Here is a 26,804-nt window from a genome sequence, read left to right on the forward strand (position 1 = left end):
CAAATTGTTATACGAATTTCCTTCCCAATACTTACAAAATAATTTACGATAACATAGAATAACCTCAACTTTTCAAGCAAAAAGCTGAGGTTTTCTTCAAATCATTTAATGACTAAATCCGCCCTATTCCTCGGCGATTCCATTTCTAAGTAATAATCTTCTGCTTTCCAATACCTATTTTCAAACTTTGAAAGGTTTTTCTGTGTCTCCTCACTCTCACGTAGAAACCTTGTCTCTCTTGGACAGTCCAAATAGACCATATAATGAAAGAAATCTCTCCATTCTTTTCGCTGCAGAAAAACTCCTTCAATAACAATTACGCCTACAATAGGAATCTGTACTTTTTTCATTTCACATGAGTCTGTTTCCTCTTGATAAAAAGGCAAAGTTAATTTTGTCTCATGTTGTAACTTCTGAAAAAACTTCTGCCTCAAGTATGTAATATCCCACTGTAAACAATAATACTCATACCATTCTTCATGGTTTGTATAATAGCGTCGATTACGCTCCACTATATGATCATCAATATGGAAAATATGAAACGGAATGCCTTCTTGTTTCATATTTTCTTTTAAATTTGCTACGAATGTTGTTTTTCCTGAACGACTTAAACCATCTATACCTAAAATGAATCTATTTTCCCTATGATTCTTCATAATCGTTATAAGTTCGTTTGTACTCATTACTTCTTCCACTCTTCTTTTAATAAAGAATATAAAATGGTATCATGAGCAACTCCATTTTGAATCATATGTTTTCGAAGTAATCCTTCTTCTTGAAATCCTGCTTTTATTAACAACTTTTGAGAAGCTTTATTTTCTACATATACAACCGCTGCGATTCTTATCAGTTGCAGCATTTCAAATCCGTAAGCTAAAATCGCTTGTAATGCTTCCGATGCATATCCTTGTCCCCAATATGTATCATCTAATTCATAACCAATTTCAGCTCGTTTATGATTATTATTAATTAAATGAAATCCGCACGTTCCGATTAATTGGCCCGTCCCTTTTTTCTCGATTCCCCAGCGAAATACACTGCCCTCTTCATAACGATTTTTAAACGTTTGAATCGTTGTTTTCGCTTGCTCAATATTTTCAAAAGAATCCATTCCGAAATAACGTATAACTGATTCTTTCGAAAAATATTGGAACATCGTTTCTGCATCTAATAGTGTAAGTTCTCTTAAGAGTAAACGTTCTGTTTCTAGTTTTGGAAATCCCATCTCTCTTTCTCCCTCTATTCTAATGAACTGCAAATTTCAATATAATTTCCATCTGGATCAGCAATGTAGGCAATTGTTTGTCCCCACGGTTTTACAATAGGTTCAACTAAAATCTTGATTCCTTGTTCTCTAAATTGCTCAATCGTTTCTTGTACATTCTCAACAACGAATCCTAATTCGAAATGAGAAGACTTTAATTCACCTTCTGTAAGCGGTAGTCCTGTTAATTCTTTCACATCTTGCCGCGTATTCATCGCTAAAATGGTAGTTCCAGTATTAAATTCAATATATGTACCGTGCTCTACTTTTATAGGTAACTGTAAAATATCTTTATAGAATTTTAAACATTCCTCAAACTTTTCTACATATAAAATGATGTACTTCATTTTCAAATCCATTTTACATCCCCCTTTATATCTATCCCTAAAATTTCGACAAAAGTCTCACAAAAACCTTGTTCCTTGTAGTAATGAGCAAAAAAAAATGAGGCCGATTTCTCGGCCCCCCAGCTTATTGGCATAAAACAGGAGATTTGGTTTGGACATAACCAGTTCGTACTTTTATTATATTTTATTTTTTCTGAATTTTAAATACATTAAACACCTATTTATATTGAGAAAGTTTTTTGCTTGCATAAAATTAAAGATTTTAAGAAATGATACAAATGGAGGTGTATACATATGGAACCAATGCTATGTCCAAGCTGTAAAACGAACCGTACTCGCTTTAATATTCTTGAACAACAAGTAAAACCAGTCAAATTAAATCCACAAACTGGTCAAGTAGAAGAAGAATACACAAATGAAACGATGAATGCTTTTCATATGGCCTATCAAGGACCTACATACCGCGTCCAATGTGCTGTATGCGGACTTGTTGAAAACCCAGAACAATTTATTAAACCTGCGCAAAATCAGTCTTTCTAATAAAAACATTATTATCCCTTGTAGAAATAGATTTTTCTATAAGGGATTTTTCCATTTAATAAGTTAATTAAAGATGTATTTCTTCCTTATTATATATTAAAACCCACACCCTTTTGGTAATATTTACATAAGGGGGGATAACAAATGCTTTTAAATAAAAAGATAATGCTTCCATCAACATTTCTACTAGTAACTTGCCACATAGTCATCTTTTACTTTTGGATCTTCGATTTTGAAAAAATAACGACTCCTTACGGTCTAACAATATGGATTGTTTCTACTATTTGTGGTCTTTTACTTTATTACCATTTTAAAAATCAAAAATCTAATAAAGTGATATTTATTGCTAATTCTTTATTATTAATTATTTCTTCTTCATTTATGATTTTTTTAGGTATTGTTACTGGTATTATCTTTGTAACTGTTAATTCTATGAATTAAAAAGGTAGTCTTTTATTATGTAAAAAAGAATGAACAAAATAAATATATATAAAGATTAGAGAAGATGATTTCCCAATATATCTTCTCTAAGAATATCACTCTTTGTTAAAATATTTCCTTTTTCAATTTTTTAAGCTTTCTAAATAAATTAATAAACGCATATGAATATATACAAACTAAAAACCCTACCATACCTCTATATAATCCTGATTCTGATACTCCAAGAAAACATAAGTAAAGCACTGGAATTAACGTTACAAACATAATTGCAACGAACTGTATCAATTCAACAAGTTTTTGTATCTTCGTTTCTTTGTCTGAATAAATATCAGGTAACTCATTTTCCTCGTCTACTTCTTTACAGAAATAATTCCATTTCGCGAAAGGTTTGAATACCTTCTTTGTCTCCATCTTTCATTCACTCCCCTAATATACTATTCCCATTCCTTACAGATCTCTGTAACCTGTTATACTCGAGCTCTAACACTTCTCTCCCAAACGGCGTTAACTCATAGCACTTCTTTCTATCTGTAGAGGCAACTTCAACAATTAATTTTTCTTTAAGTAATTTCGTCGTATTCCCGTATAACGTACCAGGACCGAGTTTTACTTCTCCATTTGTCATCTCTTCTACCATTTGCATAATTCCATAACCATGCATTGGCTTTACAAGTGACAATAATATGTAGTATGCCGCCTCAGTTAACGGAATATATTTTTGCGCCTTCGCATTCATTATAACTACCTCCGATACATCGCCTTATGATATATCGACTAACGATACATCGTATACCGATATTGTATATTCATATTCCAAAATATACAAGATTAATTTAATAATTAAATATCTATTTCTTTGAATTAAAAAATTATACTAATTTTCTGAATAATTTGTTAAAATATAGAAATATTAGCTCTTTTATACTGAAAGGAATGGTACATATGATAAATAAATTGAAAGAAAACATAGGATCTGTGTTTGTTGGTAAAGAAAATGTTATTGATCTACTGCTTGTTTCACTGCTTGCTGATGGACATGTACTACTCGAAGACGTGCCTGGTACTGGAAAAACGTTACTGGCGAAAACCATTTCAAAAAGTATTGGCGGTAGTTTTTCTCGTGTTCAATTTACCCCTGATGTACTTCCAAGTGATGTAACAGGTATTGAATACTTTAACCCAAAAACAAGTGAATTTGAGTTAAGAATTGGACCCGTTATGACAAACATTTTGCTAGCAGATGAAATTAACCGTGCAATGCCGAGAACACAATCTAGTTTGTTAGAAGCGATGGAAGAGCGACAAGTGACGCTTGAAAAACAGTCTACTCCTCTCCCAAAACCGTTCTTTGTTATTGCAACACAAAACCCAATTGAATCACAAGGGACTTTCCCTCTTCCAGATGCACAGCTTGATCGCTTTTTAATGACGATTTCAATCGGTTATCCAACTCCTGAAGATGAGTTACAAATGATGCGACGTTTTCGTAACGATATACCGCTAGAACGTGTCACACCTGTTATCTCTTTAGAAGATATATTAGAATCACAGAAACGAATAAAAGAAATTTTCATATCAGAACCGTTAGAACATTACATAATTAAACTTGCACAAGCTACTCGAAATCACGATTACATCGCTAACGGTGTAAGCCCACGTGCCACACTTTCTTTAGTGCGCGCAGTTCAAGCATTAGCCTTCTTACGCGGGAGAGAATATTGCACCCCTGAAGATATACAATTTTTAACTCCTTCCGTTTGGAATCACCGTATTGTCTTATCAATGGAAGGTGCCCTGCGTACGACTAAAAATGATATAATGCAAAGTATTTTAAAAGAAGTTGACGTACCTGTGGAGATTGAGCAAGTATGAATGGACAGCGTGTTGTAACTGTACCTTTATTTTTTCAACTCCATATTATTCAACTAACTGTGCCAGGCGCTATACTATTTACGTTTTTTATGCCGCAACGAATTATAATGTTTCTCTTTTTCTCCTATTATTTATTTGCGATTTTCATTTATAAATATGTCGCTTACATAGAGAAAAAATTTGAAGTTATAAACGAGAGACAAACAACTCGGCTTTTCCCTGATGAATCTGGAAAGTTTTTTATTCATTTGAAAAACGGTGCACATATCCCTCTCGTTAATGGTGTTTGTTATTTTCATTTAGATTCGTCTCTTATACAGCATAAAGATCAAGGAATTGAACGAATATCAAAAACGTTATTCTCTTTTCCATTTTCACAACCTGCACATTCGGCGCAAAAATGGGATTTAACATTAACCGCAACGAAACGTGGTGTGTTTCAAATTGAACAGTTCGAATGCGTTTTAAAAGATCCTTTTCATTTATTAAATGTACACTTACCTGTTTTCGATAAGTTAAAAACTGAAATTATTGTGTATCCTTCTCCTAAAGAAGTAGCAGGTTTGCAAGAACTTCAGCAACTTCTAACTGGTTCTTATCGAACTAATTTTTCTTTTTACAATGATGAAACATCTATTATCGGTGTAAAGCGATATGAGCGTGAGTCTTTCCGCTCTATTCATTGGAAGGCATCTGCTAAAATGCAAGAATTACAAGCGAAGCAATTTGAACCTGTAAAAAATTATAGTTGGACGATTTGTCTTTCTTTAGCTGCCGATCGTGGATTTGGTTGGAAAGATAATGTTGAAGATTTAATTTCATTCGCAACATACATTTGCCAATATGCAACGAAGCATCACATACCGTTTGAATTATTTATTAGTGTATTAGCAGAAGGTGGTGCATTACATTTATCGTTACATGAAGGGCAAACACAATATGCAAAAGCTTTAGAAGAATTAGCACGTATTTCAGATGATAGTACGTTACTTCCGAAACAAGGATTCCTTCATTATGTAACGAGAAAGAGAGAACGTTCGTCTACAATGATATACATTGGTTTACAGAAAAATGAACTCCCTCTTCTCTCGCAGCCAACGTTCCTCATTAATAGCGAAGGGATGGTGGAATCGGTTGAAAACTTGGCTCTATCACGTTAATGACTTTATTTTGCTTCTCCTCCTTTCATTATTAACAGAAAGGGATGACCTTGTTGCTATTGCCATATTTTTAGCAACAGGCTATATAGGCGTATTTCTTATTCATAAATTTATGAATAAAAAAACAACCGGATTTGTCATACTGTTCATTACTCAAATAATTGGTTGTTCTTTCCTTCTCCCATTCTCTCTATTCGGCACAATTATGTTACCGCTTTTCTTCTTTATCGTACATGTAGTCGGACCAGGATATCCAGTTCAAAAATCGTTAGGCGGTATTGTTTGGTTTAGTATTTCAGCCATATTTTATGCGCCCTTTCCACCTTTGTGGAAGCTGTTACTATTAGTTATACACATTATGATTACATTTTGGTTAACTGGGGCAAATCGGAATCAACAGTTATTACGTTTCATTTCTATCATTACGATTGGTGTAATGAGTATAGTACTTGTTTTAGTTTTTCCTTTTATTCGTCTTATTTTTAGCTTTATCACAGAAGTAGTCGCGTTAGGAGTCGGTTATGTTATAAATCCATTTCTCATAGCAGCTGAATTGAAAGATACTGAAGGGGTTTGGGCAAGTAAAGGGCATCTCTTAAAACCTAAAATTGAAGACAATGGGGAAAAACTTCCTGATTTTGACCCCACACTCATAAATAGCATTACCATAATAGCATGTACAGCTATCGCTATTTACGTCGTTTGGAAAATAGTAAAAAAACGAAAACAATTCAGTTTACCAAATATGCCTGCCTTCGAATCTACTATCATTACTAATAAAGAAGGAACGAACCAAAATCGTTTTAAACGAAATAAACCGCCGCATAACGAAATTCGGAAGGAAATTTTCAAGCTAGAGAGTAAGTTAACCCCTCCTTTAAATAGAAAACGGGGAGAAACTGTTGAGGCTTGGCTAGAAAGAATAAATGATGAAGAAGATGTAAATATTCAAAGTAATATTATTATAGATGCTTATAATACGGTGCGTTATTCAAATGGTAAAAGCATTGTACTTCTGCATGAATTTAAGGAAGAGATTCATAAGCTTTATGCCTATCAGAAAAGTTTGAAGAAACGAAAGAAATAACGTAACAAAAAGACTCCTATATTCATAGGAGTCTTTTTATACTTCTACGTTGCTTTTTAAATGGAAGCATTCTTCCCTGCTTCAATTTCTAATGACTCTTCATGCCACCAAAGTGTTTCTTCAGGGTCTTCTTTAGCGATTAGGTGTGCTTCTTTTTTCGTTTCTACTGTAGGATATGAACCTTTTAGCGCACGCCCTGAAGTCGTAACAAATAATACACTAAATACAACTAATCCAATAATACTTACACCCGTCAAATAAAATGCTGGCGCAAGCGGGTTACCAGTTGCATGAACTAAGTATGAACATACAAGCGGTGTTGTTCCACCGAATATCGATACAGAAATATTAAATGAGATCGAAAGTGCTCGATAACGTACATCAGTGAAAAAGAGTGATGGTAATAATGAAGGTAATGTTCCTTCATATACACTTAAGAAGAAACCTAGTACGAAAATACCTGCAAATATAGCTGCAATATGTCCGTTACCTATTAGTAAAAATGCTGGAATTGCAAATACAGTTAAACCAAGTAAACCAATTTGCACGACGCGTTTATTACCAATTTTATCACTTAATTTACCGAAATATAGTGCTAGTGGAATCATAAGTGCCATCGTAATAGAAATAATTAATAAGCCCGTTGTTTCTTTGACTTTAAGTACTTGAGTTAGATAAGAAGGAATATACGAAAGAATCATATAATTCGTAATATTAAAGAAGGCGACAATTACTGTGCTTAATAAGAAGTCTTTTTTGTGATATTTAATAATATCCATAAATGAAAATTGTTCATTGTCTTCAGATTCCTCTTGTGCTTTTTCCATCTCTTCAAAGATTGGAGATTCATCTAGATGACGGCGTAAGTATAAACCGACCAAACCAATTGGTGCAGCTACTAAGAACGGAATACGCCATCCCCAGCTGAGCATTTGCTCATCTGTTAACAATAACGTCAAAATGGTAACAATTACCGATGCAGCAATGTAACCTGAGAGTGTTCCAATTTCAAGACCACTACCGAGTATACCACGCTTTTTATCTGGAGAAGATTCTGCGATATAAACCATTGCTCCTGAATATTCGCCGCCTGTAGAGAAGCCTTGAATCATTCGGGCAACTAAAAGTAGTATTGGTGCCCATACACCAATTTGTTCATAGGTTGGTAGTAATGCGATGAATAATGTAGAAAGTGCCATTAAAATAATAGTAGTACTTAACACGATTTTTCGGCCGTACTTATCTCCTATTCTACCAAAGAATACACCTCCGATTGGTCGAACGAGAAAGGCTGCTGCAAATGTACCGAATGTAAGTACAAGTTGCAATCCACTATTATCAACACCTGAGAAGAATAATTGACTTAAGATAACCGCTAAATACGCGTATAATCCGAAGTCAAACCACTCCATTGCGTTCCCTATACCAGTAGCAATTACTGCTTTCCTGGCTTGTTTAGGATTGACAATATTAACGTCTTGAGGTTCAAAATTTAAATCATTATTTTGTTGCATATAATAAAACAGCTCCTTTTTAATTTAACTTCTTTAAGCACACCTTCTCTTATTGAATAAAATTAATTCGAAGCACTTAAGGAAAATTAACGTCTCCTTATCTGTTATTATTGTTTCACATAATTAATTATTTGTCCAATGAGATGCTCTCTAGGTTAAGTAATTTACTATTTTAAAAAGCTGAAGAAGCCGCTAAAATAGCGGCTTCTTCAGCTTTTTATATTTTTTTATATTTTTTTAAATACTTGCTGTAGCAGCTATGTTATGAATACAGGAAATAAACTCATAAGTGAATGCGTCAATTTCCTCTTTCGTAATAATATACGGCGGAAGTAATCGAATAATATTCCCTTGTGTTACATCGACTAACATCCCTTTATTCATTAACTCAATCTGTAATTTCTTCACATTTTCTTTCGTGTCATTCACACTTATCCCAAACATCATCCCCGCATGACGTACTTCCTGAATATAATAAGCATTTTCTTTCTGAATATCTTGCAGTTTGTCATTCAAATATAGTGACGTTTCATAAGCTTCTTGCATTAACCCATCATCAAGTAATGTATTTAATACAGTTAAACCTAAAGCTGTTCCCATTGATGAATGAGCAAATGTTGTCCCGTGATCTCCTGGTGAAAATACATCACATAACCTTTCACCTACAATAATTCCTCCTAGCGGTATCCCGCCTCCTGCTCCTTTACCAATTTGAATAATGTCCGGTGTGATATTAAAATTTTGATAAGCAAATAATTTTCCCGTTCGACCCATACCACTTTGAACTTCATCAACGACAAGAAGTACATTATATTTTTCACATAAATTTTGAACACCATGTAAATATTCATTTGATAAAGGATAAATCCCCCCGCTACCTAAAACAGGCTCTAGCATAATTGCAATTGGATTTTCTTTAATAATGGTTTCTTCTAATTGGTCTATATTCTCGCGCTCTACTTCATATACAGGAATAGATGTTTTAGGGAAATTTTGATATACCTTTTCCTGTCTCGTAAAATGAAGTGCTCCTAACGTACGCCCGTGGAAACTATTCTTCAGTACTACAATTCCTTCACGTTCTTCACCCTTATTAGCTCTATATTTATCAATTAATTTCAACGTTGTTTCTGTCGCTTCCGTACCAGAGTTTGTAAAAAAGACTTTTCCGCTTTTTAAAGTACAATCTACTAATTTTTTTGCATACTCAATTGCAACTGGGTTTAAAAAATGAAACGGTAAATGCAACGATTTCGCAACTTGCTCCATTGTCATTTGTACAATTTTAGGATGATTGTATCCTAATACATTTACTCCTACGCCAGAAAATAAATCTAAATACTCTTTACCATCTACATCATACAGTTTACACCCTTCTCCTCTTTCCATTGCAACCTCTGTACGACAATATGTAGACATCATATATTCTTTATCTAATTGAAACCAATCCGACATGTTAAATTCCTCCTAGTTATTTTCCCTTTTTTAACGTTCATTCTCTATATAATCGTTTATAAATAAAGTTTTAAGATTGAAATTTTAATAGTGGTTTTCTTCCACATTTTTAGTAAAACGTGTGCTTTCTCTTCCCGATATTCATTTTTCCATAATTTCTTCTATTTCAACAGGTCCACTACATATGTGTTTTTTTCATCTAGCGGTATGTTACTGCTTTGAACTGTGCGTGTCATACATAATTAAGGCTATAGAATCATATTTAGTAACAATGGACAAAAAAGATTTGGAGGCTATATCGATGGATGAAAACTATGATAAACAGGGGCAATCTATACTAGGGAAAGACTTTAATGAAAATGACGAACGTAATGAACAAGCTAAACTTCACTCTCAAACAGTTGGTTCACGTGGACCCGTACTAGAGCAAGATAGTGTACTGCATGAGTCATTACAAGAATTTATTCATGAAAAAATTTTAGAAAGACCTGTTCATGTAAAAGGATTTGGTGCGTTCGGTTATTTTCAAACGATATATTCGATGTCTGAAAATACTAAATTAAGTTTTTTACAAAATTCTAATGAGAAAGTTCCTGTTATGGTGCGTTTTTCGTTAGCTGTTAGTACGAAAGGAACACCGGATACTGCTAGAAATGTACGCGGTTTTTCTACAAAATTTTATACAAAAGAAGGAATTTTTGACCTTTTATGTAATCACATTCCTGTTTTTTCTGTTCGTGACCCAATGCGTTTCCCTGAAACGATTCAAGCATTATTGCCTTCACCTAAAAATAACTTAATAGACCCTAATAGATTTTGGAATTTTGTCGCTAAAGCACCTGAATCTATTCATTTTGTTGTCCGTTTATACTCTAATAATGGTACGGCCAAAAGTCTTCGCCACATTCCAGGACATAGTGTTAATACATATGTATGGAGAAATGCGGAAGGTAATCGAAAGTATGTAAAGTATCATTGGTACCCATTTGAAGGTGTACAGTACATTACTAATAAAGAAGCAATTAAACTAGCTGCTGAAAATCCTGATTATAGCGGGAAAGATTTATATGATGCTATTGAAAATGGTAAACCAGTGGAGTATGGTTTATACGTCCAGCTCATGGATCCGAAAGATGACGCTCACCTATCTTATGATCCTTTAGATGACACAAAAGTATGGGATGAACAGACGTATCCTCTCATACCAGTCGGGAAAATGGTATTAAATAAAAATCCTGAAAATTTTATGGAACAAGTAGAGAAAGTCGCATTCTCCCCTTCTAATTTACTGGATGGTGCAGAACTATCAGATGATAAAATGCTGCAAGGGCGCGCTAACATTTACAGTGATTCACAAAGAAGAAGAATTGGTCCCGAATTTCGCAAATTAACGATTAACCAACAGCAAGATTGGACACCCGCTAATCAAATTACAAGCGGTGACGGAAGGTACGTTGAAGGTAAACTTGAAAGAACTTCTATAACAAAACAGAATGACTTTACGCAGGCTGGTGAATTTTATACGAAGTTAAAACCGATAGAAAAAGAACATCTCGCTGAGAACTTAGCTAGTGATTTAAAAGTTATATCCGATGATATTAGAGAGATCGTTTTGGGGTATTTCAATCAAGTATCAACTGATTTGAAAACAAGCATTGAGACAAAAATGAAAGAGCATTAAGAAGATTAAAGCATTCTTTACGAATGAGAATTCAAATCTATATTAATTATTTTCTTGTCAAAATCCAATGAGATTATTTAATTTAAAAAATATAAAGCCAATATATCCCTTTTCTATAATTAGAACAGGGATATATTGAAATAGTTTAATTTTTAACATTACATACTTTATTTTGCTAAAAATTAAATAAGTTTCCTTTAAAAACAAATTACGGTAAACTATTTTACTTGTACCGTATAATTCCCTGTTCCACCACCATACTTATATACACTTAAGTAATATTTCCCTGGCTTTGCATTATAATTTCCAAGCAATTTGTTTCCATCACGTTTTGTTGCATAAGCTACATAATTATTTAGATCTGATTCAGAATATAATACCCAGTTCAGTCCAAGATTTTGTTCGTTCGTAACAGAAATTTGTAAATCTTTTTGATCCTTTACATCAATAACAAATTTATCCCCCTGATCTTGATCGCTCAAGGTTCCTCTTAACAAAATATTCAAAGATAGTGGGTTTGCTGTTTCAAATGAATTATTTGGTTCTTTTTCTACTGCCGTACCTTCTTCCGTATTCACTCCGCTAAACACAACATCATATTCATATTGCCCAGCATTATTTACACGGTAATTTACAAAATAAGCAGTCAATGTTTTATATCCAGTCCACTCTTTTCCTGAAAGACGTTTCAACATATCATTTGTTGCTTCATTCATCACTTTCCAGTCCTCAACTTCTCCTTTAGCCGCACTTCCTGTATATGTCCCCTGTAGTGTAAATGTATTAAAGAATTGTGATTTATTCTTTGTTACTTTCACATCTTTTAATTTCGCTTCATTCGTAATATCTAAAATAATGTCCGAAAGCGATTTTGGATCATGCTGAGTTAAATACTCATCTGATACTTGTGGGATTGTATACTTATCGCGATTATCAATAAGCATTTGCATATAAGATTGATATTCTTCATTTAACTTATTATCTTTGCTTAATGTAGCACGGTATGCATCGTAACTTGAAACATCATTTGCGCGAATCAAATCATGCACTTTATCGAACATTTCAGGGCGCTTATTATACATATATGATTGCAGCGCAAACGAATAATTATAAAAATCCCACGTTCCATATTTCGCATTTAATGTTTGTGATGCTGTATAACGTTTTGCAGGATCATTAGATAACCCACCAATTATACTTTTTCGCGGTACTACACTATCTAATCGCGTTGCACCTGCAAAGAACTCTGCGTTTCCTTCTTCAAACCATGTTAAACGTTCATTTTGATACATTTCTCCTTGTCCCCATAATCCCTGAACTTCGTACCTTCCCTGTAAGTAGTGCGTAAATTCATGGCGGAATAATTCTTCCAAACTATAAATACTTTGCTCTGGTGTACGTTCATATGTAAAGAAAGTCCCTGTCCCTTCAATATAAATCCCACCATTATTCGTTTCATATCCGTACAGTTGACGATTAAATTGATACTCATCTGGGCTATTATAAATAACCATCGTTAACACATCATCAGCATGTCCACTTTCAAGTGGTTTATCGCTACCAACTGTACGATAAAATTGAGAACGCACTTCTTTTGCCGCCCAGTATAGACGTTTAATTTTCTCTTCGCTAACTTTATCCCCAGCTTTAAAGACAATTGCTCCATCATCAAACGTATACGTTTTCGGTAAATATTTCTTTTTACCCTCTTCTCGAATTTGATCTAAATTTACAGTTTTTCCGTTCGCATCTATTCCTCCATAATTTGTAGTAATTTGTTCTGCCGCAACAAAGTATTGCTCTCCTAAATATGGATAAATTCGCATTGCATCTGTAACAACTTGTTGTCCTTTTGTCGGCGTGCTATGAAGCTTGCCCAATCGTCCAGCATAGTAAATCCCATTATTAATTAACCATCCGTTTTTATTTGTTACTGTACCAAGTAGTGCAAAACGATTTACTTCATTAATAAAGTTATCAATATTTCGAAACCACATCGTATCTTTTGGCTCTTTTCCAGTCGTGTACATATCCGTCTGAATATCAAAGTCAATTCCCTTCATCAACTCATATATAGCGTCTCCTTTTGTTCGATCTTCAATGAAAGTTGCAAGATTATCATTATATTGTTTAAAAATTTCACCTGCATATAAAACCGTTTCAACATCTGCTGATGCATTTCCAATTAATTTTCCATATGATGCAATTACTTTATTTTGTTCTGATGTACCAAGTTTGAAATTTGGATTTTTTGCAATTGTTTTTAAAGTTGGTAAACATTTATCATGGTAGCTACGCTCATTTAGTTTGCTTAATTCATCATGGTAAAAACCTAAATAAAATGCTGCACGTAGAGCTTCTACTAATGTTTCAATCCCTTTTGAATCATCTTTCGTATAAGCTTGTCCTTGTTCTGCTAGTTTATTAATAATTGCTTGCATTCGACTATCATCTTGATAGAATTTAAGACTATCACTATTAAACTGAAATAATTCTGGAATTTGATACCATTTAATTGTCACAAGAAGATCAGTTAATTGTTTATTATTTAATTGATTTAACTCAGCCATTGAATACTTTTTTTCTTCAGCTAACGGTTTAATATTATCGTTTGGTGCTAGTGGACGCTGCGATAAATCCGCTAATTTTAACCGTTTTGTAAAAGATGCATTTTCTTGTACTTTTGAAGGGTGCGCCAATTCATCAACAGATTTCTGTATTCCTACCGGCTCCATTTGTAATACATTCTTCACATTTTTCTCTTTTGTCTCTGCTTGAATTTGCAAACCATTACATGTTATTGTCACTAGTCCAACACCAAGAATCCACTTAGAAATTTTCGAATATTTAACCATACCATTGCCCCCTAATAATTTAAAAGAAAATTCAGAATTTTTAAACCGAAAATCTATTTATTTGTATGTATTTACAGTTCCGCTATAAATACAACTATGATTAATAATGCAATAGTAGCTTGTTTTATACTATTACGAGTACAGATTCCTTACATACAATCTCCCTTCCTTACATTTAATACAAGCAAAAACTGTGCCAATCATATTTCTTATGCATGGCCAATATTCTTTTATAAATACTGTAGAATAAAATATACATAGGTGGTTCGGCAATGTATAAATCATTTGACACAAAATCTAATGTTTATGAAGAACAAATTCATTGAATGTTATAAGTTCATTAGCCAGTACATAATTTCCAACTAAAAACATCCCCAATTTTTAAATCTCTCAAAAAAAGGTAAACAAACATATTCCATAAAGCTAATATGTTCGTTTACCTTTTTCTATTTCAAATCAACAGCAAAATATCGTTGAATAAAAACAGCATGAATACGTATTTTGTTATTCTTTTCTCTTTTTCAAATAATCTTTTTCACATTGCAACGGCTTGAATTTCACTTTTTTCCCTTTCTTCTTTTTCGTTTTTATAACGAGCCATTCCCCTTTTTCAACGTCTAGTTTTAGGCGTTTCATTACATTGATATTATCTTTTTCTTTATAAAGTAAAAATGCTTCTTGCGCCCTCACAAATAAGCTGGGCTGTTCGCTAAATCCACCACTATCATAAATTTTAGTTAGCGAATTATAATAAGAATCATTTTCCTTTCCACCATACATCAAATGGGCAGCCTCCAGATCTCTTTTACTTACTTCCCAAAAACTATGTTCATCAATATTTAAATTAAATGTGTATTTAATGTCCTGTATTATATTCTTCACATACTTTTCATCTCGAACTTTTCTTTCTTCGAGACAATCCGAAGATAACCTTGGTGCATCTGATTGGGAATGTACAACGTGTTGTATCGATACACACAGAATAAATATGCTTAAAATGTAAAATGTTTTTTTCATATTTACATATCACCTCAAATGATTTAGATACTATATCATTTGAGGCTTACAATATTCTTATGCTAATAATGTAAAAGGCCCTATAATTTAGACTATTATAGGGCCTTTCCTTTTAATATTGCTTTATTAAATTCACCGGCGAAGCCAGTACCTTACTACTTTTCACATCATATAATCCTATAGGTGTTACTCGTATAAAAGGCAAGTGCGTCGCAGAAAGGAATAAAATTGTAAATGCTGGATCATCATACGCGTAGCCACGCTCTTGTAGTAATTTCACCATCTGTTTCTCTTCCTGTATTAATTCACTCATTTTTAAATTAGACATAATCCCGAGCAATGGTAATGCTATTTCGTGTAACACTTCATTGTTTTCTGCTACGACCATTCCACCACCGAGCTCTTTTACTCTACGAAAAGCTGTAAGCATATCTTCTTTACTTTTTCCAATGAGAATCATATCACCTGTGCCGGAATAAGAACTAGCAAGACCACCTAATTCTTTCGCAAAACCTTTTACAACTGTATTTACTCGCCAAGTACCATCACGAGCAATCATCATGAGGAAGCATTCATCATGATCTGTGGATAATTCATCACAGTCTATATTGATTTCACTAGTATATGGTTTTGTAATAACGTTATTTAATAAGTGTATCCCCGTTTTATTAGAGAAAATCATATCCTCTTTTTCTATTGACCAATCTAATGATAATGGAGTTACTTTATATTTACTCCAGTCTATATGTAATGCTTCATGCGTATTTACACCGTCACGCTTCACCCATTTCCCCTTTGCAAGGACACTAATTGGTACTGGGTTTTCTTTACTTTCTAAAATATTGATATTAGCAATTCTACCTGTCGCAATCGAACCATGTACATGTTCCATATTATAATAGCGAGCAATATTATAACTTGCCATATGGTATGCATCTATTACTGGCACTCCTTGTTTTATCGCGGTAGAAATCATTACGTTTGTCATTCCATTTTCATAAAACGAAGGATGTGAGCCGTCTGTAGTAAGTATAAATCTATCAAACTGTTTCACGCCTAATTCCAACAATTCTTTTAATAAAACTTCTAAATCCGGTCTAATGGAAGAATTTCTAAGAGAAACGGTGTAACCTTGCATAAGACGAGTGAAAGCTTCCTGCCCTGTCATCGCTTCATGATCACAATCTGTACCTAACAGTTTTAACTTCGCTAAAGTCGTTTCAGATGCACCCGGAAAATGGCCTTCTACTTTCTTCTGCAATCGCTTCGTTTCCTGCACCCAAGTTAACATTTCATCATCACCATGTAATAATTTTGGCCATGCTGTTAACTCCCCACCTTGAAGAACAGCTTCTTGTTTCAGCCATTCTATTATTTCTTTACTATTAAACAAAGATTCCCCGTTTTGCAATTCAGTCTGTCCATCAAAACGGCACCACCAATACATAGTAGCTGGAATCTTTTTAAATTCCTCTACTAAACGAAATGATTCTTCACGTTTTAATGTGAAAAATAGAGTTAAATTATCATTAATAAAAGTCGTTGTCCCAAATTGCATCGCATGATTTGCTAGCGTCTCTGGGTTATACAACTGATATGGATGTGCATGCGGTTCTATGTAACTGGGAACGACATACTTTCCATCACAATCAATGACTTCACATTTATATAGTTGCTCTGGCAACTTTTCTCCTACATATATAATACGGTCATCATAAATCCAAATATTTGCTTGCATCCATTCACATATATAGGAATTTAAGTATGTTGCATTCTTTAATAATTTGTGTGGACTTCTTGTACCGTCTATTATTTCTACATGTTCTCGTAATTGCTTGTTACTCCATCTAAACTGATTTTGTCCCAATGTATTTCACTCCAAATCAATTTACTTTTTTATTAAAACAAAATAATTAACAAACTAAAGTATTATCCATTCATAACTCCCCTGTATAGCCCCTATACCTCTCATTATATGGAATACTCTCAAAAATAACAATTTTCAAAACAAACAACACCTCTTTGTCCCACAACAAAAAGGATGTCATACAACTGACATCCTTTTTAAACTAAACTATAAGATTGAATTGCACTTTGAAATACACTTGTATCATATTTATGTTCTACATATACTTAATACCATATTATGAATGTTAATACTGTCCTTATTTGTGAAATTTAAAAAGCATCTCTTTTATTTACAGCTATTGCAGAAACCTATTCGCTTTTTCTTCATCTATTTATTAAATTCAACTTGCATCATTTTATCAAACTGTGTAAGAATATCAACCGGACCTAAAGAATTAACATTGACAGCAAATGTATGCTTGCCTCCAATTACTCCACCAGCAAAAGTCATAAACCCAGGAATTGATCCTCCGTGCCCCCATACTGAGACACCATTTGGAAGTTTAGTCTCATAGATTCCAAGACCATATCCATCCCCAACCCCTTTTCCTTCTACAGGAACTGTAGTAAGCATTTCTTTTAGCTCGCGTTCCTTCAGTAACTTACCACCGAGTAAAGATGAAAAGAATTTGTTTAAATCATCCGCATTAGAAATCATATCTCCAGCTGCATTAGCTAAACTCGGATTATAATACGTAATGTCTTTCAACTCGCCTGTTCCTTCCATTTTCACATATCCACGAGCATGATTCTTTCCTGGGATGACGGGTGAATTTCCTGGTAAAAACGTATTTGGCAAGTCCAGAGGTTCAATAATTCGCTTTTCAATTTCTTCCGCATAACTATTACCAGTTATTTTTTCAATAAGCATTCCCAATATTACATATCCTGTGTTTGAATACAACCAGTCTTTGCCCGGCGAGAAATCTGGAGGCAGAGAAAGGCCTATTTTCACTATTTCTTCTGCTGTATACGTTTTTTTCGAATTCATTACGTCAGCGTCTTTTGACTTTAAATATTCAGCGATACCACTCGTATGATTCAAAAGTTGTCGTATCGTAATTTGATTTCCATCATACCCATTTCCTTGCACGAGACCCGGCAACCACTTTTCAATTGGATCGTCAAGTTGTACGCGATTTTCTCCTACTAATTGAAGAACAGTCGTGGCGGTAAAAGTTTTCGTCACACTACCAATCCGAAAGCGAAAATCCGATTTCACCGGTTTCTTTGTAATTAAATCCGCCACGCCAGCAGTATAACTATTAACTTTCCCTTTATTAGACGTCTTAGCTAATACCCCTGGTGCCCCAATTTGTATTGTTTCCTGCATTACTTGTTTCCATCCATTCCGATTCTTTTGATTAGGTTCTTGTGACGAATTAGAAATATTTTGAGTAGACTCTGCTTTCACAGTAAAACCAGGTGTAAATAGAGTAGTACCCGCTAATAAAACTGCTAAACTTGCCAACTTAATTTGATTACGTGTTTTCATAAGGCTTTCTCTCCTCTATTAATATCGTATTGATTCAAGCTATACTTTCATCCTATACGATAAACCTCTCTTTTTTCTTATCCATTCCTTACGAAATACTTACGTTTAAATTTAATTAGGTTAAACTAAGGAAGAGTTATGCATGCAAATAAAAAGAGAACATGTTTTCACTTTTTATGTAAACATGTTCTCATAAACATTTAAAATTCTATATCAGCTTTTCATCCTATTCTTTACACAACTAATCTAAATTTCTTTTTACCAGCCTGCACTAGCATTCATACCATTTCCAATAATAGAAAGTAATAACGGCCATAATACTGGTCCTAATGTAAGAAATACATTTAGAAGTATGAGCATTCTATATCCAACGGTGAAATTGTGATTTTTACGATTAACAAATACTAAACTGATTAATGATATTATAGTCGTTAAAAATAATACTAACATTAGCAACCAATACCACACCATTAAACTAAGACTCCATGGTGTTAATAGCTCATGTATGATGCAAAATGAGATTCCTAATACTGCAAAACTAAAGCTAGTCACCGCTGTTTTTATAAGCCATTTATTTAATTTTTTATCGTATGTATTTTTACAGTATAAATCTATTAAAGTATATAAAGATAAATATGACATTAATACGCCTATCCAAGATAATAACCAATCACCGTCCCCTTGAAATAATAAGAACAGCAACCAACACATACCTACTGCTGAAAAAACAAAGGAAATAAGTATGCTTTTTAATACCAATTTCATTATAGTTCACACCCTTAAAAAATTTAAAAATAAATTATAAGTTATTATTTACATACTGACCGTGTAACTTTTAACTCTAATACATTTCTTTTTCTTTCTATTTTAATAAAACAAGGATAAATACATTAAAAAATTAAATATACATTAACACAAAATTAAGTATAAGTAAAACAAATTAATTTAAACTTAATTTACTTCACTTATTTAAAGGTGATTACATACATGAAGAAGAATAATAATGTTGATTAAAAAATTGTAACAAAATTAACTAATATAACCATTTCAACCTTAAATTGAAATAAAAAAAGATGACCTCAGCCACACGCTAAAGTCATCTTTTTCTACCTTCTTATTTTACTAACTCTCCATTATAAGCCTTTATATCAAGCGGAGCAGTTAAAAATTGTGCTGCTTTACTAACGAAAGATGTAAAGTGTTCACTCGTATTATGACTCGCAACTGCTGCTTCATCTTTCCATACTTCTACCATCGTATAAACACTTTCTTTTTCTGTATCTTTATATAAGTCATAAGATACATTTCCACTTTCTTCTCTTGAACCATGAATGAGTGGCTGAATTTCTTCTAAAAATGATTGTTGTTTTGCTGGGTCTACTTGAAATATTGCGTGAATAATAATCATGGTGTTTCCCCTTTCATATTCCATATATTTCTATGACCTAATTAGATTACTTCCACTCTGCAACTTTTTCAATTGGAAGACGTACTGATTGGTAACCACTGTCAGCAGCTTTTCCGATTGAAATTAACATAACTGGTACGTGACGGTCTTTATCTAGTCCGAAAGCTTCTGCGATTTGATCTTTCTCAAAACCACCAATTGGACAAGTGTCATAGCCGTGAGCACGTGCTGCTAACATAAATTGCATCGCTACAAGACCACCGTCAATTAATACAGTGTCTTTCATTACTTCTGGTGTAACCATTGAAAAGTAACCTGAAAGTTTTTTCATTTGATCTTCTTTTACTTCAGCTGGCATAAGTCCGCGCTCTACTGCTGTACCATAAATTTCTTCTGCGTTATCAAAGTTGTTTAAGTCACCGAATACAGCGATCATTGCTGAAGATGTTTCTACTTGAGATTGATTGAATTTCGCAAGTGGTGCAAGTGTTGCTTTTGCTTCGTCACTTTCAATCACAAGGAATCTCCATGGTTGCATGTTTACTGAAGATGGTGCAAGTGTTGCTTCTGTAAGAATTTCTGTCATTTCTTCTTTGCTAATTTTCACTGAAGGGTCGTACTTACGAATTGAACGACGTCCTGTTAAAATTTCGTTAAAATCATTTGTTTTTACTGAGTTAGTCATAGTTGTATTCTCCCTTTTTTATAATTCTTTTATATTTTCTTGAATGTGGTTTAACATATTTAAAAGATTGTCGCGTTCTTCTTCACTTAATCCTTTAAATGCAGATGCTGCAAAACGTTCTTTTTCCTCTTGAAACGCTTGAATTTTATTTCGTCCCTCTTCAGTAAGAGAAACTAACGTAATTCTGTTATCATCTGGATTTTTACGTCTTACAATCATCTCATTGGCCTCAAGCTGCTTTAAATGCCTCGTTATCGCAGCATTATCAATATTCACTTCTTGCTGAAGTGCTTTTTGACTAATTTCACCTACTTCATATAACTGAAGTATAAGCTCTAATCGAGACTGGCTCATACCCGTACACCCTTCAAATTTCGAACTTACTTCTTTATTTAGAAAGTGTAATTTATATAAAATAATCGCTTCTTTTGAGCATGAACTTGTCAAATTACCCCTCCTTTACAATCAAAATGAAAACATTTGATGTATCAATAGTTGATATGTCAATTAATATAATCTATATCGATTTAGAATGCAAGCATTTTGTTTTCATTTTATTTTTTCCAAATTAAGGCGCTTTGTAGCGTTACAAATAATGTTAATTGCACTATAATAATACTAATTTAAAGAACTGGAGAGTGATTGATAATGCGGCAATACACAAATAGAAATGAGGAAATGAAAATGGAAAATGAAATGAGGATATTGATATATGACAACAATAAATATAGGGATTGTCGCGCACGTAGACGCTGGCAAGACGAGTTTGACTGAGCGTATTCTTTATGAAACGAATGTGATTAAAGAAATTGGCCGAGTAGATAGTGGTAATACACAAACTGACTCAATGGAATTAGAAAGACAACGCGGAATTACGATTAAAGCATCTGTCGTTTCTTTCTTTATTGATGATGTAAAAATAAATGTCATTGATACACCTGGACACGCTGATTTTATCGCTGAAGTGGAGCGATCATTCCGCGTTCTAGACGGTGCGATTTTAGTTATCTCTGCCGTTGAAGGTGTGCAAGCACAAACAAAAATTTTAATGCGAACATTACAGAAACTAAACATACCGACAATTTTATTCGTTAATAAAATTGATCGTAGTGGAGCAAACACTGAAAAAGTTATGAAACAAATAAAAGAGGTTCTTTCAAATGAAGCATTCCCCTTCTACTCTGTTCTAAACGAAGGAGCGAAAGAAGCCCGGATCATTGAATATAAATCATATGACGATTGTATGGAACTGTTAGCACCATTTAATGAATCATTACTTGAGTCATATGTAAATAACGAAATAATACCGGACGCACTATTAAGAGAAAAACTAGAACAGCAAATACAGCAAGCAAGTGTGTATCCAATCTTTTTCGGTTCAGCAATGACAGGTATAGGAGTAACAGAACTACTTGACAAACTTCCGGCCCTAATGCCGGCTCTTACATCGGCACAAGAGGAACCATTATCCGGTGTTGTTTTTAAAATTGAACGTGAACCTTCTGGAGAAAAGGTTGCTTATATAAGAGTTTTTTCAGGTAGCTTACATGTTAGAAAATATGTTGATATACAGCGCGATGAGTCTCTACCACATAAAGAAAAGATTAAAAAAATGTGTATGTTTCATAGCGGAAATGCTGTTCAATCTACTATCGTTCCTAGCGGAGAATTTTGCAAAGTGTGGGGACTGAATGATATAAAAATTGGTGATATTATTGGTGAACGTACGGATTATATAAAAGATATTCACTTTGCCGAACCACAAATGGAAGCTTCCATTGATGCAGTATCAAAAGAAAGAATTCATGATTTATACGCTGCACTTATGGAGCTATGTGAAGAAGATCCACTTATTAAAGTGTGGAAAGATGATGTTCATAATGAACTATACATTCGCCTTTTCGGTGAGGTACAAAAAGAAGTAATTGAAACAACACTTTATGAGAAATATAATTTGCAAGTTACTTTTTCAAATACGCGAGTTGTATGTATCGAGAAACCAATTGGCTTAGGCAATTCTGTTGAAGTAATGGGTGAAAAAGAGAATCCATTTTACGCAACAGTCGGATTCAAAGTTGAACGTGGTGAACTTAACTCTGGCGTAACATATCACTTAGGGGTTGAACTCGGATCACTACCTTTAGCATTCCATAAAGCGATTGAAGATACGGTATTTCAAACGTTAAAACAAGGATTATATGGATGGGAAGTTACAGATATTATCGTCACGTTAACACATACTGGTTATGCTAGTCCTGTTACAACAGCAAGTGACTTTAGAAATTTGACACCGATCGTATTAATGGATGCTTTAAAGCAAGCTGAAACATATGTATATGAACCAGTAAATGAGTTTGAATTAACTGTACCGGAGCACGCAATTAGTACTGCAATGTATAAACTCGCTGCCGTTCCAGCAACTTTTGCAGAGCCTATATTCCATTACAATTCTTATCAGTTAACAGGATCATTACCTGTTGCGAAAACAGAGAGTTTCAAACGAATACTACATTCATTTACAGAAGGAGAAGGCATATTTACAACGAAGCCAGCTGGTTTCACAAAGCTTATGGCTCCCTTCCCTACTCGAAAACGTGTTGATTATAATCCGCTGAACCGAAAAGATTATTTGCTTCATGTGTTGAAGGCTTATTAAAAGTAAAAGAGGTGCAATTCGCACCTCTTTTTGCATGTATTGATAAGTTATTTTTTCCTAACAACTTCTTTAAGCTTTTCTATTATATTTGCTATCGCTTCAATTGAATTCTCTGTTTCATATTCCCCAACATTTACAGAATGATTTGCATTTTTGACAACGTCGATCGTTAAATTCGTTTTATATAACTGATCAATTTGATTTGCATTATAATGGTGATCTTTATCCCCAATAACTAAAAGCCCTTCGTGACTACTATGTAAAATAGAATCAAAAATAGATTCAAAAGTTAGTAAAGGTGTAAGTACTATCATTTTTGACTGTAAAAAATCGTCTCTCCTCATTAAATCATTTGCAATCGGAATTGTTCCGAGTGATTTCCCTAAAAACAAAGTCTCGTTGTATTGCTCATCTTTTAATACTTCTTTCATTATAGGATGAATATCATCCATCATTACTTTCGTTACTTCTTCCATTGGTTTATTCATTAATTGTCCATCAAAGGAATAATGAATATGTATAACATCTATTTTATGTTCAAGCATTAACATCGTTGCATAATAAAATAACGGTTTATCGTAATTGTATCCTGAACCTGAGAACATAAAGCAAATCCTACTAGAACCTTTTTCGATATGTGTGTAACGAATTACTTTATCATCTATATGTATTTCTTTTTTAGTCCCCTTCACCCTTTTCCCCTCCGAATACATTTAATTTTGTAAAACGATATGTTCTGTATGAACTGCTATATCCTTTACTTTCTCTTTTATAAATGCAGGCTGTAAGTTATATGCATCTAACTCTTCTACCGGCACCCACTTAAACAAATACGTTCTACCCTCTTCTTCCAAAATATATTGATCCGCTCCATTCGCAGGTAATTCATGTAGCTCTACTTCATAATAAAAACTAATCTCATGAAACTTTCGCTCAGAAAGTGTAAAGAAATTTTCTACTGTCCATATTAATCTCTTCTCTTTCATAGGAACAGCTAGTTCTTCTGCAAGTTCTCGTTTTAACGCAGCTTCACTATTTTCTAGCATTTTCACTCTTCCGCCTGGTACATACCAATAATCTTCCCCTTTGTTTTGAAGAATAAGTATTTTATTATCCTGTTTACAAATTGCTCCAACGCGGTAATTAAAACATGTTTCCTCAACTTTAAACGTAAGATCCATCCGTAATGCCCCCTCATATAAATATCGAATTATTACAAAACAATTATGTAATTACTGTACAAATAAGGTTACTAAATTTATTCACTTCATTCAATGATTTTCGAATTTTCTAAACTATTATTTTTCATCATTACAAGTGTATATACATATGTTACAATCATATTGCACACTAGAAAACATTATGGGGGTACGGATGGAAACGTTATTAATCCAGCAAACTGAGAAATCAAATAAGTTTTGGAAAATCGTTGTGAAAGAAAAAGACTATGTTGTGTTTTACGGAAAAATTGGCACAGCTGGCAGTGTGAAAGCGAAAGAGTTTGAAACAGAAGAAGAATGTATGAAAGAAGCTAATAAACTAGTTGCTTCCAAACGTAAAAAAGGATATACAGACCCGTTGCCTGGGGAAGGTTACATAAAAGAAAAAACGATAACCGAAGAAGAATTTTGGGAACTACTTCATCGTGCAAAAACGAAAGGTGAGGACCAAGAAGAACAAATAGAATGGCTTACTTCTCACCTTGCTAAACGTACAGTACATGAAATTGTAGCTTTTGATACGCATATGCATCGCCTTTTGAAAGACTCCTATACCTCCCGTTTATGGGCAGCAGCCTATATTATTATGGGTGGCTGTTCAGATGATACTTTCGATTACTTCCGCGGATGGTTATTATATCAAGGAAAAGAGACATACGAAGCTTGTATTGAAAATCCAGAACGATTAATTCCTGTATTAGAAAACTTGAGTGAGTATGACGTCCCAGAGATTGAAGAACTTACTCTATATTTCGGGCAAGAAGTTTACATGGAGAAGACTGGGGATGAAGATGATACATACTTTACACTATACCACGTCTTAACAAATGAAGAGTTTGAGGAAGTTGATATCGAGTTAGATTGGGATGAAGACGATGAGGAAGGTTTAAAAAAGATGTTTCCTAAGCTATGGGAGATGTACGGAGAAGAACCAATTGAGTGGTAGATTTATATTAGGACTCTGTTTATTCAATAAACAGAGTCCTTTTTTCACAAGATTCTTATTTAAACTCTCTTTCTTTCATACCACTTATCCAATAACACCTTTTCTCTTTCCCCTGAAATACCTGCTTTTAATTCCCATTCTTCCGTACTCTCCATCCACTCATACACATCTGTAACTGTCTCTTCTATTCTTCTAAAAGTAAGCCCTTCATTAACCGCACTTTCGATACAAATAGAAAACCCGCCTCTCCACGGCTTCGTCTCACCATCTAATGGGAAAGTTTCTGGAATCCACAAAGGCATTTCTGTCCAAGGCTGCACATTATGTTCACTCATAAATGATTCGTCTACCCAAACAAATTCAGCATCGCTATTCGTAACCTTTTTACACGTATTTAATAGCTCTTCCATCGTCAATTCATCATTCGGACCTGTTATATTAAATGTTCCTGCTTTATTATGTTCTGCCATATTTAGCCCCCATCTCGCGACATCTTTTATATCAACTAATTGCACGGGACGAATTTTTCTTCCTGGTACTAATACTTTCCCACCCTTTGCTACACGCCCGATCCAGTATGGAAGTCGATCTGTATAATCGAACATTCCTGAAAGAAGTCCTGCTCTTACGTGTAATACACGCCCCGGCCAATACTTCTCTGCTTCTTTTTCACATAATACTTTCAGTGCACCATAATACTCATAAGGTGAAACTTCACCATTCTCTACAGCCTTTATTTGATCACCCGTAAGTTCGGGTTGTAATATATAATCTTCTTTAATATCATGCGGAATCCAATCTTTATATACGGAGAGACTTGAGATGAATATATAATGCTTTATATTATTTTGTAAGACTTCTCCGACATTTCTAATGTGATGTGGAGAAAATCCACACGTGTCGACTACCGCGTCCCATTTTCGATTTTCTAAACTTGATACATCACCATTTCTGTCACCGATAAGCTGCTCCACTTCAGGAAAAATTTCTTTGTTTGTTCCGCGGTTAAATAATGTAACTTCATGCCCTCTGTTCAAAGCCTCTTCTACAACAGCTCTTCCCAAAAATCGTGTACCACCTAGTATTAAAATTTTCATGGTTCTCCCCCATTCATCATTAAAAATCCTTTCTTTTGTTAAACGAATTTCTGTTATAAAAAGTTACGGGAGGATTTGTTATTTTACTTTAATCCTACAAATAAAAAGAATCCATTTTGAAAAATTAATCAATACGGATTCTTAAATTAGATATAA

Annotated in this window: 25 protein-coding genes and 1 pseudogene; 8 read left to right on the plus strand and 18 right to left on the minus strand. The window is 33.9% G+C overall.

The features are described from left to right. Positions 1 to 101 precede the first annotated feature (101 nt). Genes H6481_RS21035 through H6481_RS21045 form a run of 3 tightly spaced genes read right to left on the minus strand, consistent with a single transcriptional unit; the run spans position 102 to position 1,623 of the window. Positions 102 to 683 carry a kinase gene (locus H6481_RS21035; protein ID WP_071732026.1) on the minus strand — a complete coding sequence of 194 codons (582 nt, stop codon included), beginning with the start codon at positions 681 to 683 and terminating at the stop codon, positions 102 to 104. Continuing rightward, a complete protein-coding gene (locus H6481_RS21040) occupies positions 683 to 1,225 on the minus strand; it encodes a GNAT family protein (protein WP_000506652.1) in 543 nt (180 codons plus the stop codon). Before H6481_RS21040 ends, H6481_RS21035 begins: the two co-directional genes overlap by 1 nt. Before the next feature lie 14 nt (positions 1,226 to 1,239). Next, positions 1,240 to 1,623 (minus strand): VOC family protein, encoded by a 384-nt coding sequence (locus tag H6481_RS21045; RefSeq protein ID WP_182813112.1) that lies wholly within the window; start codon positions 1,621 to 1,623, stop codon positions 1,240 to 1,242. Positions 1,624 to 1,905: 282 nt separating this feature from the next. On the opposite strand from H6481_RS21045, the gene H6481_RS21050 reads away from it, so the two are divergent. Together H6481_RS21050 and H6481_RS21055 are read left to right on the plus strand one after the other, a co-directional pair. Then, positions 1,906 to 2,151, plus strand: a complete 246-nt coding sequence (locus H6481_RS21050) for a hypothetical protein (protein WP_000433609.1) — start codon at positions 1,906 to 1,908, stop codon at positions 2,149 to 2,151. Between the two features lie 144 nt (positions 2,152 to 2,295). Further along, entirely contained in the window at positions 2,296 to 2,592 is a 297-nt protein-coding gene (locus tag H6481_RS21055; protein WP_182813114.1) for a hypothetical protein, read from the plus strand. A gap of 105 nt (positions 2,593 to 2,697) precedes the next feature. Here H6481_RS21055 and H6481_RS21060 read toward each other — a convergent pair. Further along, a pseudogene (locus H6481_RS21060) lies at positions 2,698 to 2,976 on the minus strand (DUF2812 domain-containing protein); the annotation flags it as partial. 34 nt (positions 2,977 to 3,010) lie between these two features. Beyond that, the gene (locus H6481_RS21065; protein ID WP_182813116.1) at positions 3,011 to 3,328 is read right to left on the minus strand and encodes a PadR family transcriptional regulator; all 318 of its coding nucleotides are present in this window, start codon (positions 3,326 to 3,328) and stop codon (positions 3,011 to 3,013) included. Between the two features lie 206 nt (positions 3,329 to 3,534). Between H6481_RS21065 and H6481_RS21070 the strand changes: the two genes are divergently transcribed. Genes H6481_RS21070 through H6481_RS21080 form a run of 3 tightly spaced genes read left to right on the plus strand, consistent with a single transcriptional unit; the run spans position 3,535 to position 6,711 of the window. After that, a complete protein-coding gene (locus H6481_RS21070) occupies positions 3,535 to 4,464 on the plus strand; it encodes a MoxR family ATPase (protein WP_069355829.1) in 930 nt (309 codons plus the stop codon). Then, entirely contained in the window at positions 4,461 to 5,624 is a 1,164-nt protein-coding gene (locus H6481_RS21075) for a DUF58 domain-containing protein (RefSeq protein WP_089171324.1), read from the plus strand. The genes H6481_RS21070 and H6481_RS21075 overlap by 4 nt, the downstream gene beginning before the upstream one ends. Beyond that, positions 5,599 to 6,711: a DUF4018 domain-containing protein gene (locus H6481_RS21080; RefSeq protein WP_182813118.1), complete on the plus strand. Its 1,113-nt coding sequence runs from the start codon at positions 5,599 to 5,601 to the stop codon at positions 6,709 to 6,711. Before H6481_RS21075 ends, H6481_RS21080 begins: the two co-directional genes overlap by 26 nt. 56 nt (positions 6,712 to 6,767) lie before the next feature. Here H6481_RS21080 and H6481_RS21085 read toward each other — a convergent pair whose 3' ends face one another. Together H6481_RS21085 and H6481_RS21090 are read right to left on the minus strand one after the other, a co-directional pair. Beyond that, positions 6,768 to 8,225, minus strand: a complete 1,458-nt coding sequence (locus H6481_RS21085) for an MFS transporter (protein WP_001186932.1) — start codon at positions 8,223 to 8,225, stop codon at positions 6,768 to 6,770. A gap of 237 nt (positions 8,226 to 8,462) precedes the next feature. After that, the gene (locus H6481_RS21090) at positions 8,463 to 9,680 is read right to left on the minus strand and encodes an aminotransferase class III-fold pyridoxal phosphate-dependent enzyme (RefSeq protein ID WP_182813120.1); all 1,218 of its coding nucleotides are present in this window, start codon (positions 9,678 to 9,680) and stop codon (positions 8,463 to 8,465) included. A gap of 301 nt (positions 9,681 to 9,981) precedes the next feature. On the opposite strand from H6481_RS21090, the gene H6481_RS21095 reads away from it, so the two are divergent. After that, a complete protein-coding gene (locus H6481_RS21095; protein ID WP_182813122.1) occupies positions 9,982 to 11,361 on the plus strand; it encodes a catalase in 1,380 nt (459 codons plus the stop codon). Positions 11,362 to 11,579: 218 nt separating this feature from the next. On the opposite strand, the gene colA is transcribed toward H6481_RS21095, so the two are convergent. From colA to H6481_RS21135, 8 genes are all read right to left on the minus strand, one after another. Next, positions 11,580 to 14,216 carry a collagenase ColA gene (gene colA / locus H6481_RS21100; RefSeq protein WP_182813124.1) on the minus strand — a complete coding sequence of 879 codons (2,637 nt, stop codon included), beginning with the start codon at positions 14,214 to 14,216 and terminating at the stop codon, positions 11,580 to 11,582. Between the two features lie 504 nt (positions 14,217 to 14,720). After that, complete coding sequence (locus H6481_RS21105) at positions 14,721 to 15,233, minus strand: hypothetical protein (protein WP_182813126.1); 513 nt, start codon at positions 15,231 to 15,233, stop codon at positions 14,721 to 14,723. Between the two features lie 112 nt (positions 15,234 to 15,345). Next, positions 15,346 to 17,100 carry an adenine deaminase C-terminal domain-containing protein gene (locus tag H6481_RS21110; RefSeq protein ID WP_182813128.1) on the minus strand — a complete coding sequence of 585 codons (1,755 nt, stop codon included), beginning with the start codon at positions 17,098 to 17,100 and terminating at the stop codon, positions 15,346 to 15,348. Positions 17,101 to 17,469: 369 nt separating this feature from the next. After that, a complete protein-coding gene (locus H6481_RS21115) occupies positions 17,470 to 18,636 on the minus strand; it encodes a serine hydrolase domain-containing protein (protein WP_098127223.1) in 1,167 nt (388 codons plus the stop codon). A 258-nt stretch (positions 18,637 to 18,894) separates the two neighbouring features. Beyond that, complete coding sequence (locus H6481_RS21120; protein ID WP_182813130.1) at positions 18,895 to 19,401, minus strand: DUF3902 family protein; 507 nt, start codon at positions 19,399 to 19,401, stop codon at positions 18,895 to 18,897. A 349-nt stretch (positions 19,402 to 19,750) separates the two neighbouring features. Continuing rightward, positions 19,751 to 20,044, minus strand: coding sequence for a putative quinol monooxygenase (locus H6481_RS21125; RefSeq protein ID WP_000583815.1), 294 nt, complete (start codon positions 20,042 to 20,044; stop codon positions 19,751 to 19,753). A 46-nt stretch (positions 20,045 to 20,090) separates the two neighbouring features. Beyond that, on the minus strand, positions 20,091 to 20,729 hold the full coding sequence (locus H6481_RS21130) for a nitroreductase family protein (RefSeq protein ID WP_095690641.1): 639 nt from the start codon (positions 20,727 to 20,729) through the stop codon (positions 20,091 to 20,093). An 18-nt stretch (positions 20,730 to 20,747) separates the two neighbouring features. Further along, entirely contained in the window at positions 20,748 to 21,176 is a 429-nt protein-coding gene (locus tag H6481_RS21135) for a MarR family transcriptional regulator (protein ID WP_000204172.1), read from the minus strand. Between the two features lie 265 nt (positions 21,177 to 21,441). Between H6481_RS21135 and H6481_RS21140 the strand changes: the two genes are divergently transcribed. Beyond that, complete coding sequence (locus tag H6481_RS21140; protein ID WP_000207806.1) at positions 21,442 to 23,385, plus strand: TetM/TetW/TetO/TetS family tetracycline resistance ribosomal protection protein; 1,944 nt, start codon at positions 21,442 to 21,444, stop codon at positions 23,383 to 23,385. Between the two features lie 47 nt (positions 23,386 to 23,432). Here H6481_RS21140 and H6481_RS21145 read toward each other — a convergent pair whose 3' ends face one another. Together H6481_RS21145 and H6481_RS21150 are read right to left on the minus strand one after the other, a co-directional pair. Beyond that, complete coding sequence (locus H6481_RS21145; RefSeq protein WP_141528437.1) at positions 23,433 to 24,098, minus strand: alpha/beta hydrolase; 666 nt, start codon at positions 24,096 to 24,098, stop codon at positions 23,433 to 23,435. Continuing rightward, a complete protein-coding gene (locus H6481_RS21150) occupies positions 24,099 to 24,566 on the minus strand; it encodes an NUDIX hydrolase (protein WP_053564126.1) in 468 nt (155 codons plus the stop codon). It lies immediately after the preceding gene. 193 nt (positions 24,567 to 24,759) lie between these two features. Between H6481_RS21150 and H6481_RS21155 the strand changes: the two genes are divergently transcribed. Continuing rightward, on the plus strand, positions 24,760 to 25,551 hold the full coding sequence (locus H6481_RS21155; RefSeq protein WP_182813132.1) for a DUF4240 domain-containing protein: 792 nt from the start codon (positions 24,760 to 24,762) through the stop codon (positions 25,549 to 25,551). Between the two features lie 59 nt (positions 25,552 to 25,610). Here the strand turns inward: H6481_RS21155 and H6481_RS21160 are convergent, their stop codons facing one another. Then, entirely contained in the window at positions 25,611 to 26,648 is a 1,038-nt protein-coding gene (locus H6481_RS21160) for an SDR family oxidoreductase (protein WP_071732012.1), read from the minus strand. Positions 26,649 to 26,804 lie beyond the last annotated feature (156 nt).

Source organism: Bacillus sp. ME78 (genome assembly GCF_903970865.1).
In the GTDB taxonomy this organism is placed as follows: domain Bacteria; phylum Bacillota; class Bacilli; order Bacillales; family Bacillaceae_G; genus Bacillus_A; species Bacillus_A cereus.

What these genes read in the sequence shown, in the direction of transcription:
- H6481_RS21155 (WP_182813132.1), top strand. Translation starts at nt 24,760, where the DNA reads ATGGAAACGTTATTAATCCAGCAAACTGAGAAATCAAATAAGTTTTGG.
- H6481_RS21040 (WP_000506652.1), bottom strand. Translation starts at nt 1,225, where the DNA reads ATGGGATTTCCAAAACTAGAAACAGAACGTTTACTCTTAAGAGAACTT.
- colA (WP_182813124.1), bottom strand. Translation starts at nt 14,216, where the DNA reads ATGGTTAAATATTCGAAAATTTCTAAGTGGATTCTTGGTGTTGGACTA.
- H6481_RS21130 (WP_095690641.1), bottom strand. Translation starts at nt 20,729, where the DNA reads ATGACTAACTCAGTAAAAACAAATGATTTTAACGAAATTTTAACAGGA.
- H6481_RS21095 (WP_182813122.1), top strand. Translation starts at nt 9,982, where the DNA reads ATGGATGAAAACTATGATAAACAGGGGCAATCTATACTAGGGAAAGAC.
- H6481_RS21150 (WP_053564126.1), bottom strand. Translation starts at nt 24,566, where the DNA reads ATGGATCTTACGTTTAAAGTTGAGGAAACATGTTTTAATTACCGCGTT.
- H6481_RS21120 (WP_182813130.1), bottom strand. Translation starts at nt 19,401, where the DNA reads ATGAAATTGGTATTAAAAAGCATACTTATTTCCTTTGTTTTTTCAGCA.
- H6481_RS21050 (WP_000433609.1), top strand. Translation starts at nt 1,906, where the DNA reads ATGGAACCAATGCTATGTCCAAGCTGTAAAACGAACCGTACTCGCTTT.
- H6481_RS21160 (WP_071732012.1), bottom strand. Translation starts at nt 26,648, where the DNA reads ATGAAAATTTTAATACTAGGTGGTACACGATTTTTGGGAAGAGCTGTT.
- H6481_RS21075 (WP_089171324.1), top strand. Translation starts at nt 4,461, where the DNA reads ATGAATGGACAGCGTGTTGTAACTGTACCTTTATTTTTTCAACTCCAT.
- H6481_RS21035 (WP_071732026.1), bottom strand. Translation starts at nt 683, where the DNA reads ATGAGTACAAACGAACTTATAACGATTATGAAGAATCATAGGGAAAAT.
- H6481_RS21065 (WP_182813116.1), bottom strand. Translation starts at nt 3,328, where the DNA reads ATGAATGCGAAGGCGCAAAAATATATTCCGTTAACTGAGGCGGCATAC.
- H6481_RS21145 (WP_141528437.1), bottom strand. Translation starts at nt 24,098, where the DNA reads ATGTATTCGGAGGGGAAAAGGGTGAAGGGGACTAAAAAAGAAATACAT.
- H6481_RS21055 (WP_182813114.1), top strand. Translation starts at nt 2,296, where the DNA reads ATGCTTTTAAATAAAAAGATAATGCTTCCATCAACATTTCTACTAGTA.
- H6481_RS21125 (WP_000583815.1), bottom strand. Translation starts at nt 20,044, where the DNA reads ATGATTATTATTCACGCAATATTTCAAGTAGACCCAGCAAAACAACAA.
- H6481_RS21115 (WP_098127223.1), bottom strand. Translation starts at nt 18,636, where the DNA reads ATGAAAACACGTAATCAAATTAAGTTGGCAAGTTTAGCAGTTTTATTA.
- H6481_RS21090 (WP_182813120.1), bottom strand. Translation starts at nt 9,680, where the DNA reads ATGTCGGATTGGTTTCAATTAGATAAAGAATATATGATGTCTACATAT.
- H6481_RS21105 (WP_182813126.1), bottom strand. Translation starts at nt 15,233, where the DNA reads ATGAAAAAAACATTTTACATTTTAAGCATATTTATTCTGTGTGTATCG.
- H6481_RS21140 (WP_000207806.1), top strand. Translation starts at nt 21,442, where the DNA reads ATGACAACAATAAATATAGGGATTGTCGCGCACGTAGACGCTGGCAAG.
- H6481_RS21085 (WP_001186932.1), bottom strand. Translation starts at nt 8,225, where the DNA reads ATGCAACAAAATAATGATTTAAATTTTGAACCTCAAGACGTTAATATT.
- H6481_RS21070 (WP_069355829.1), top strand. Translation starts at nt 3,535, where the DNA reads ATGATAAATAAATTGAAAGAAAACATAGGATCTGTGTTTGTTGGTAAA.
- H6481_RS21045 (WP_182813112.1), bottom strand. Translation starts at nt 1,623, where the DNA reads ATGGATTTGAAAATGAAGTACATCATTTTATATGTAGAAAAGTTTGAG.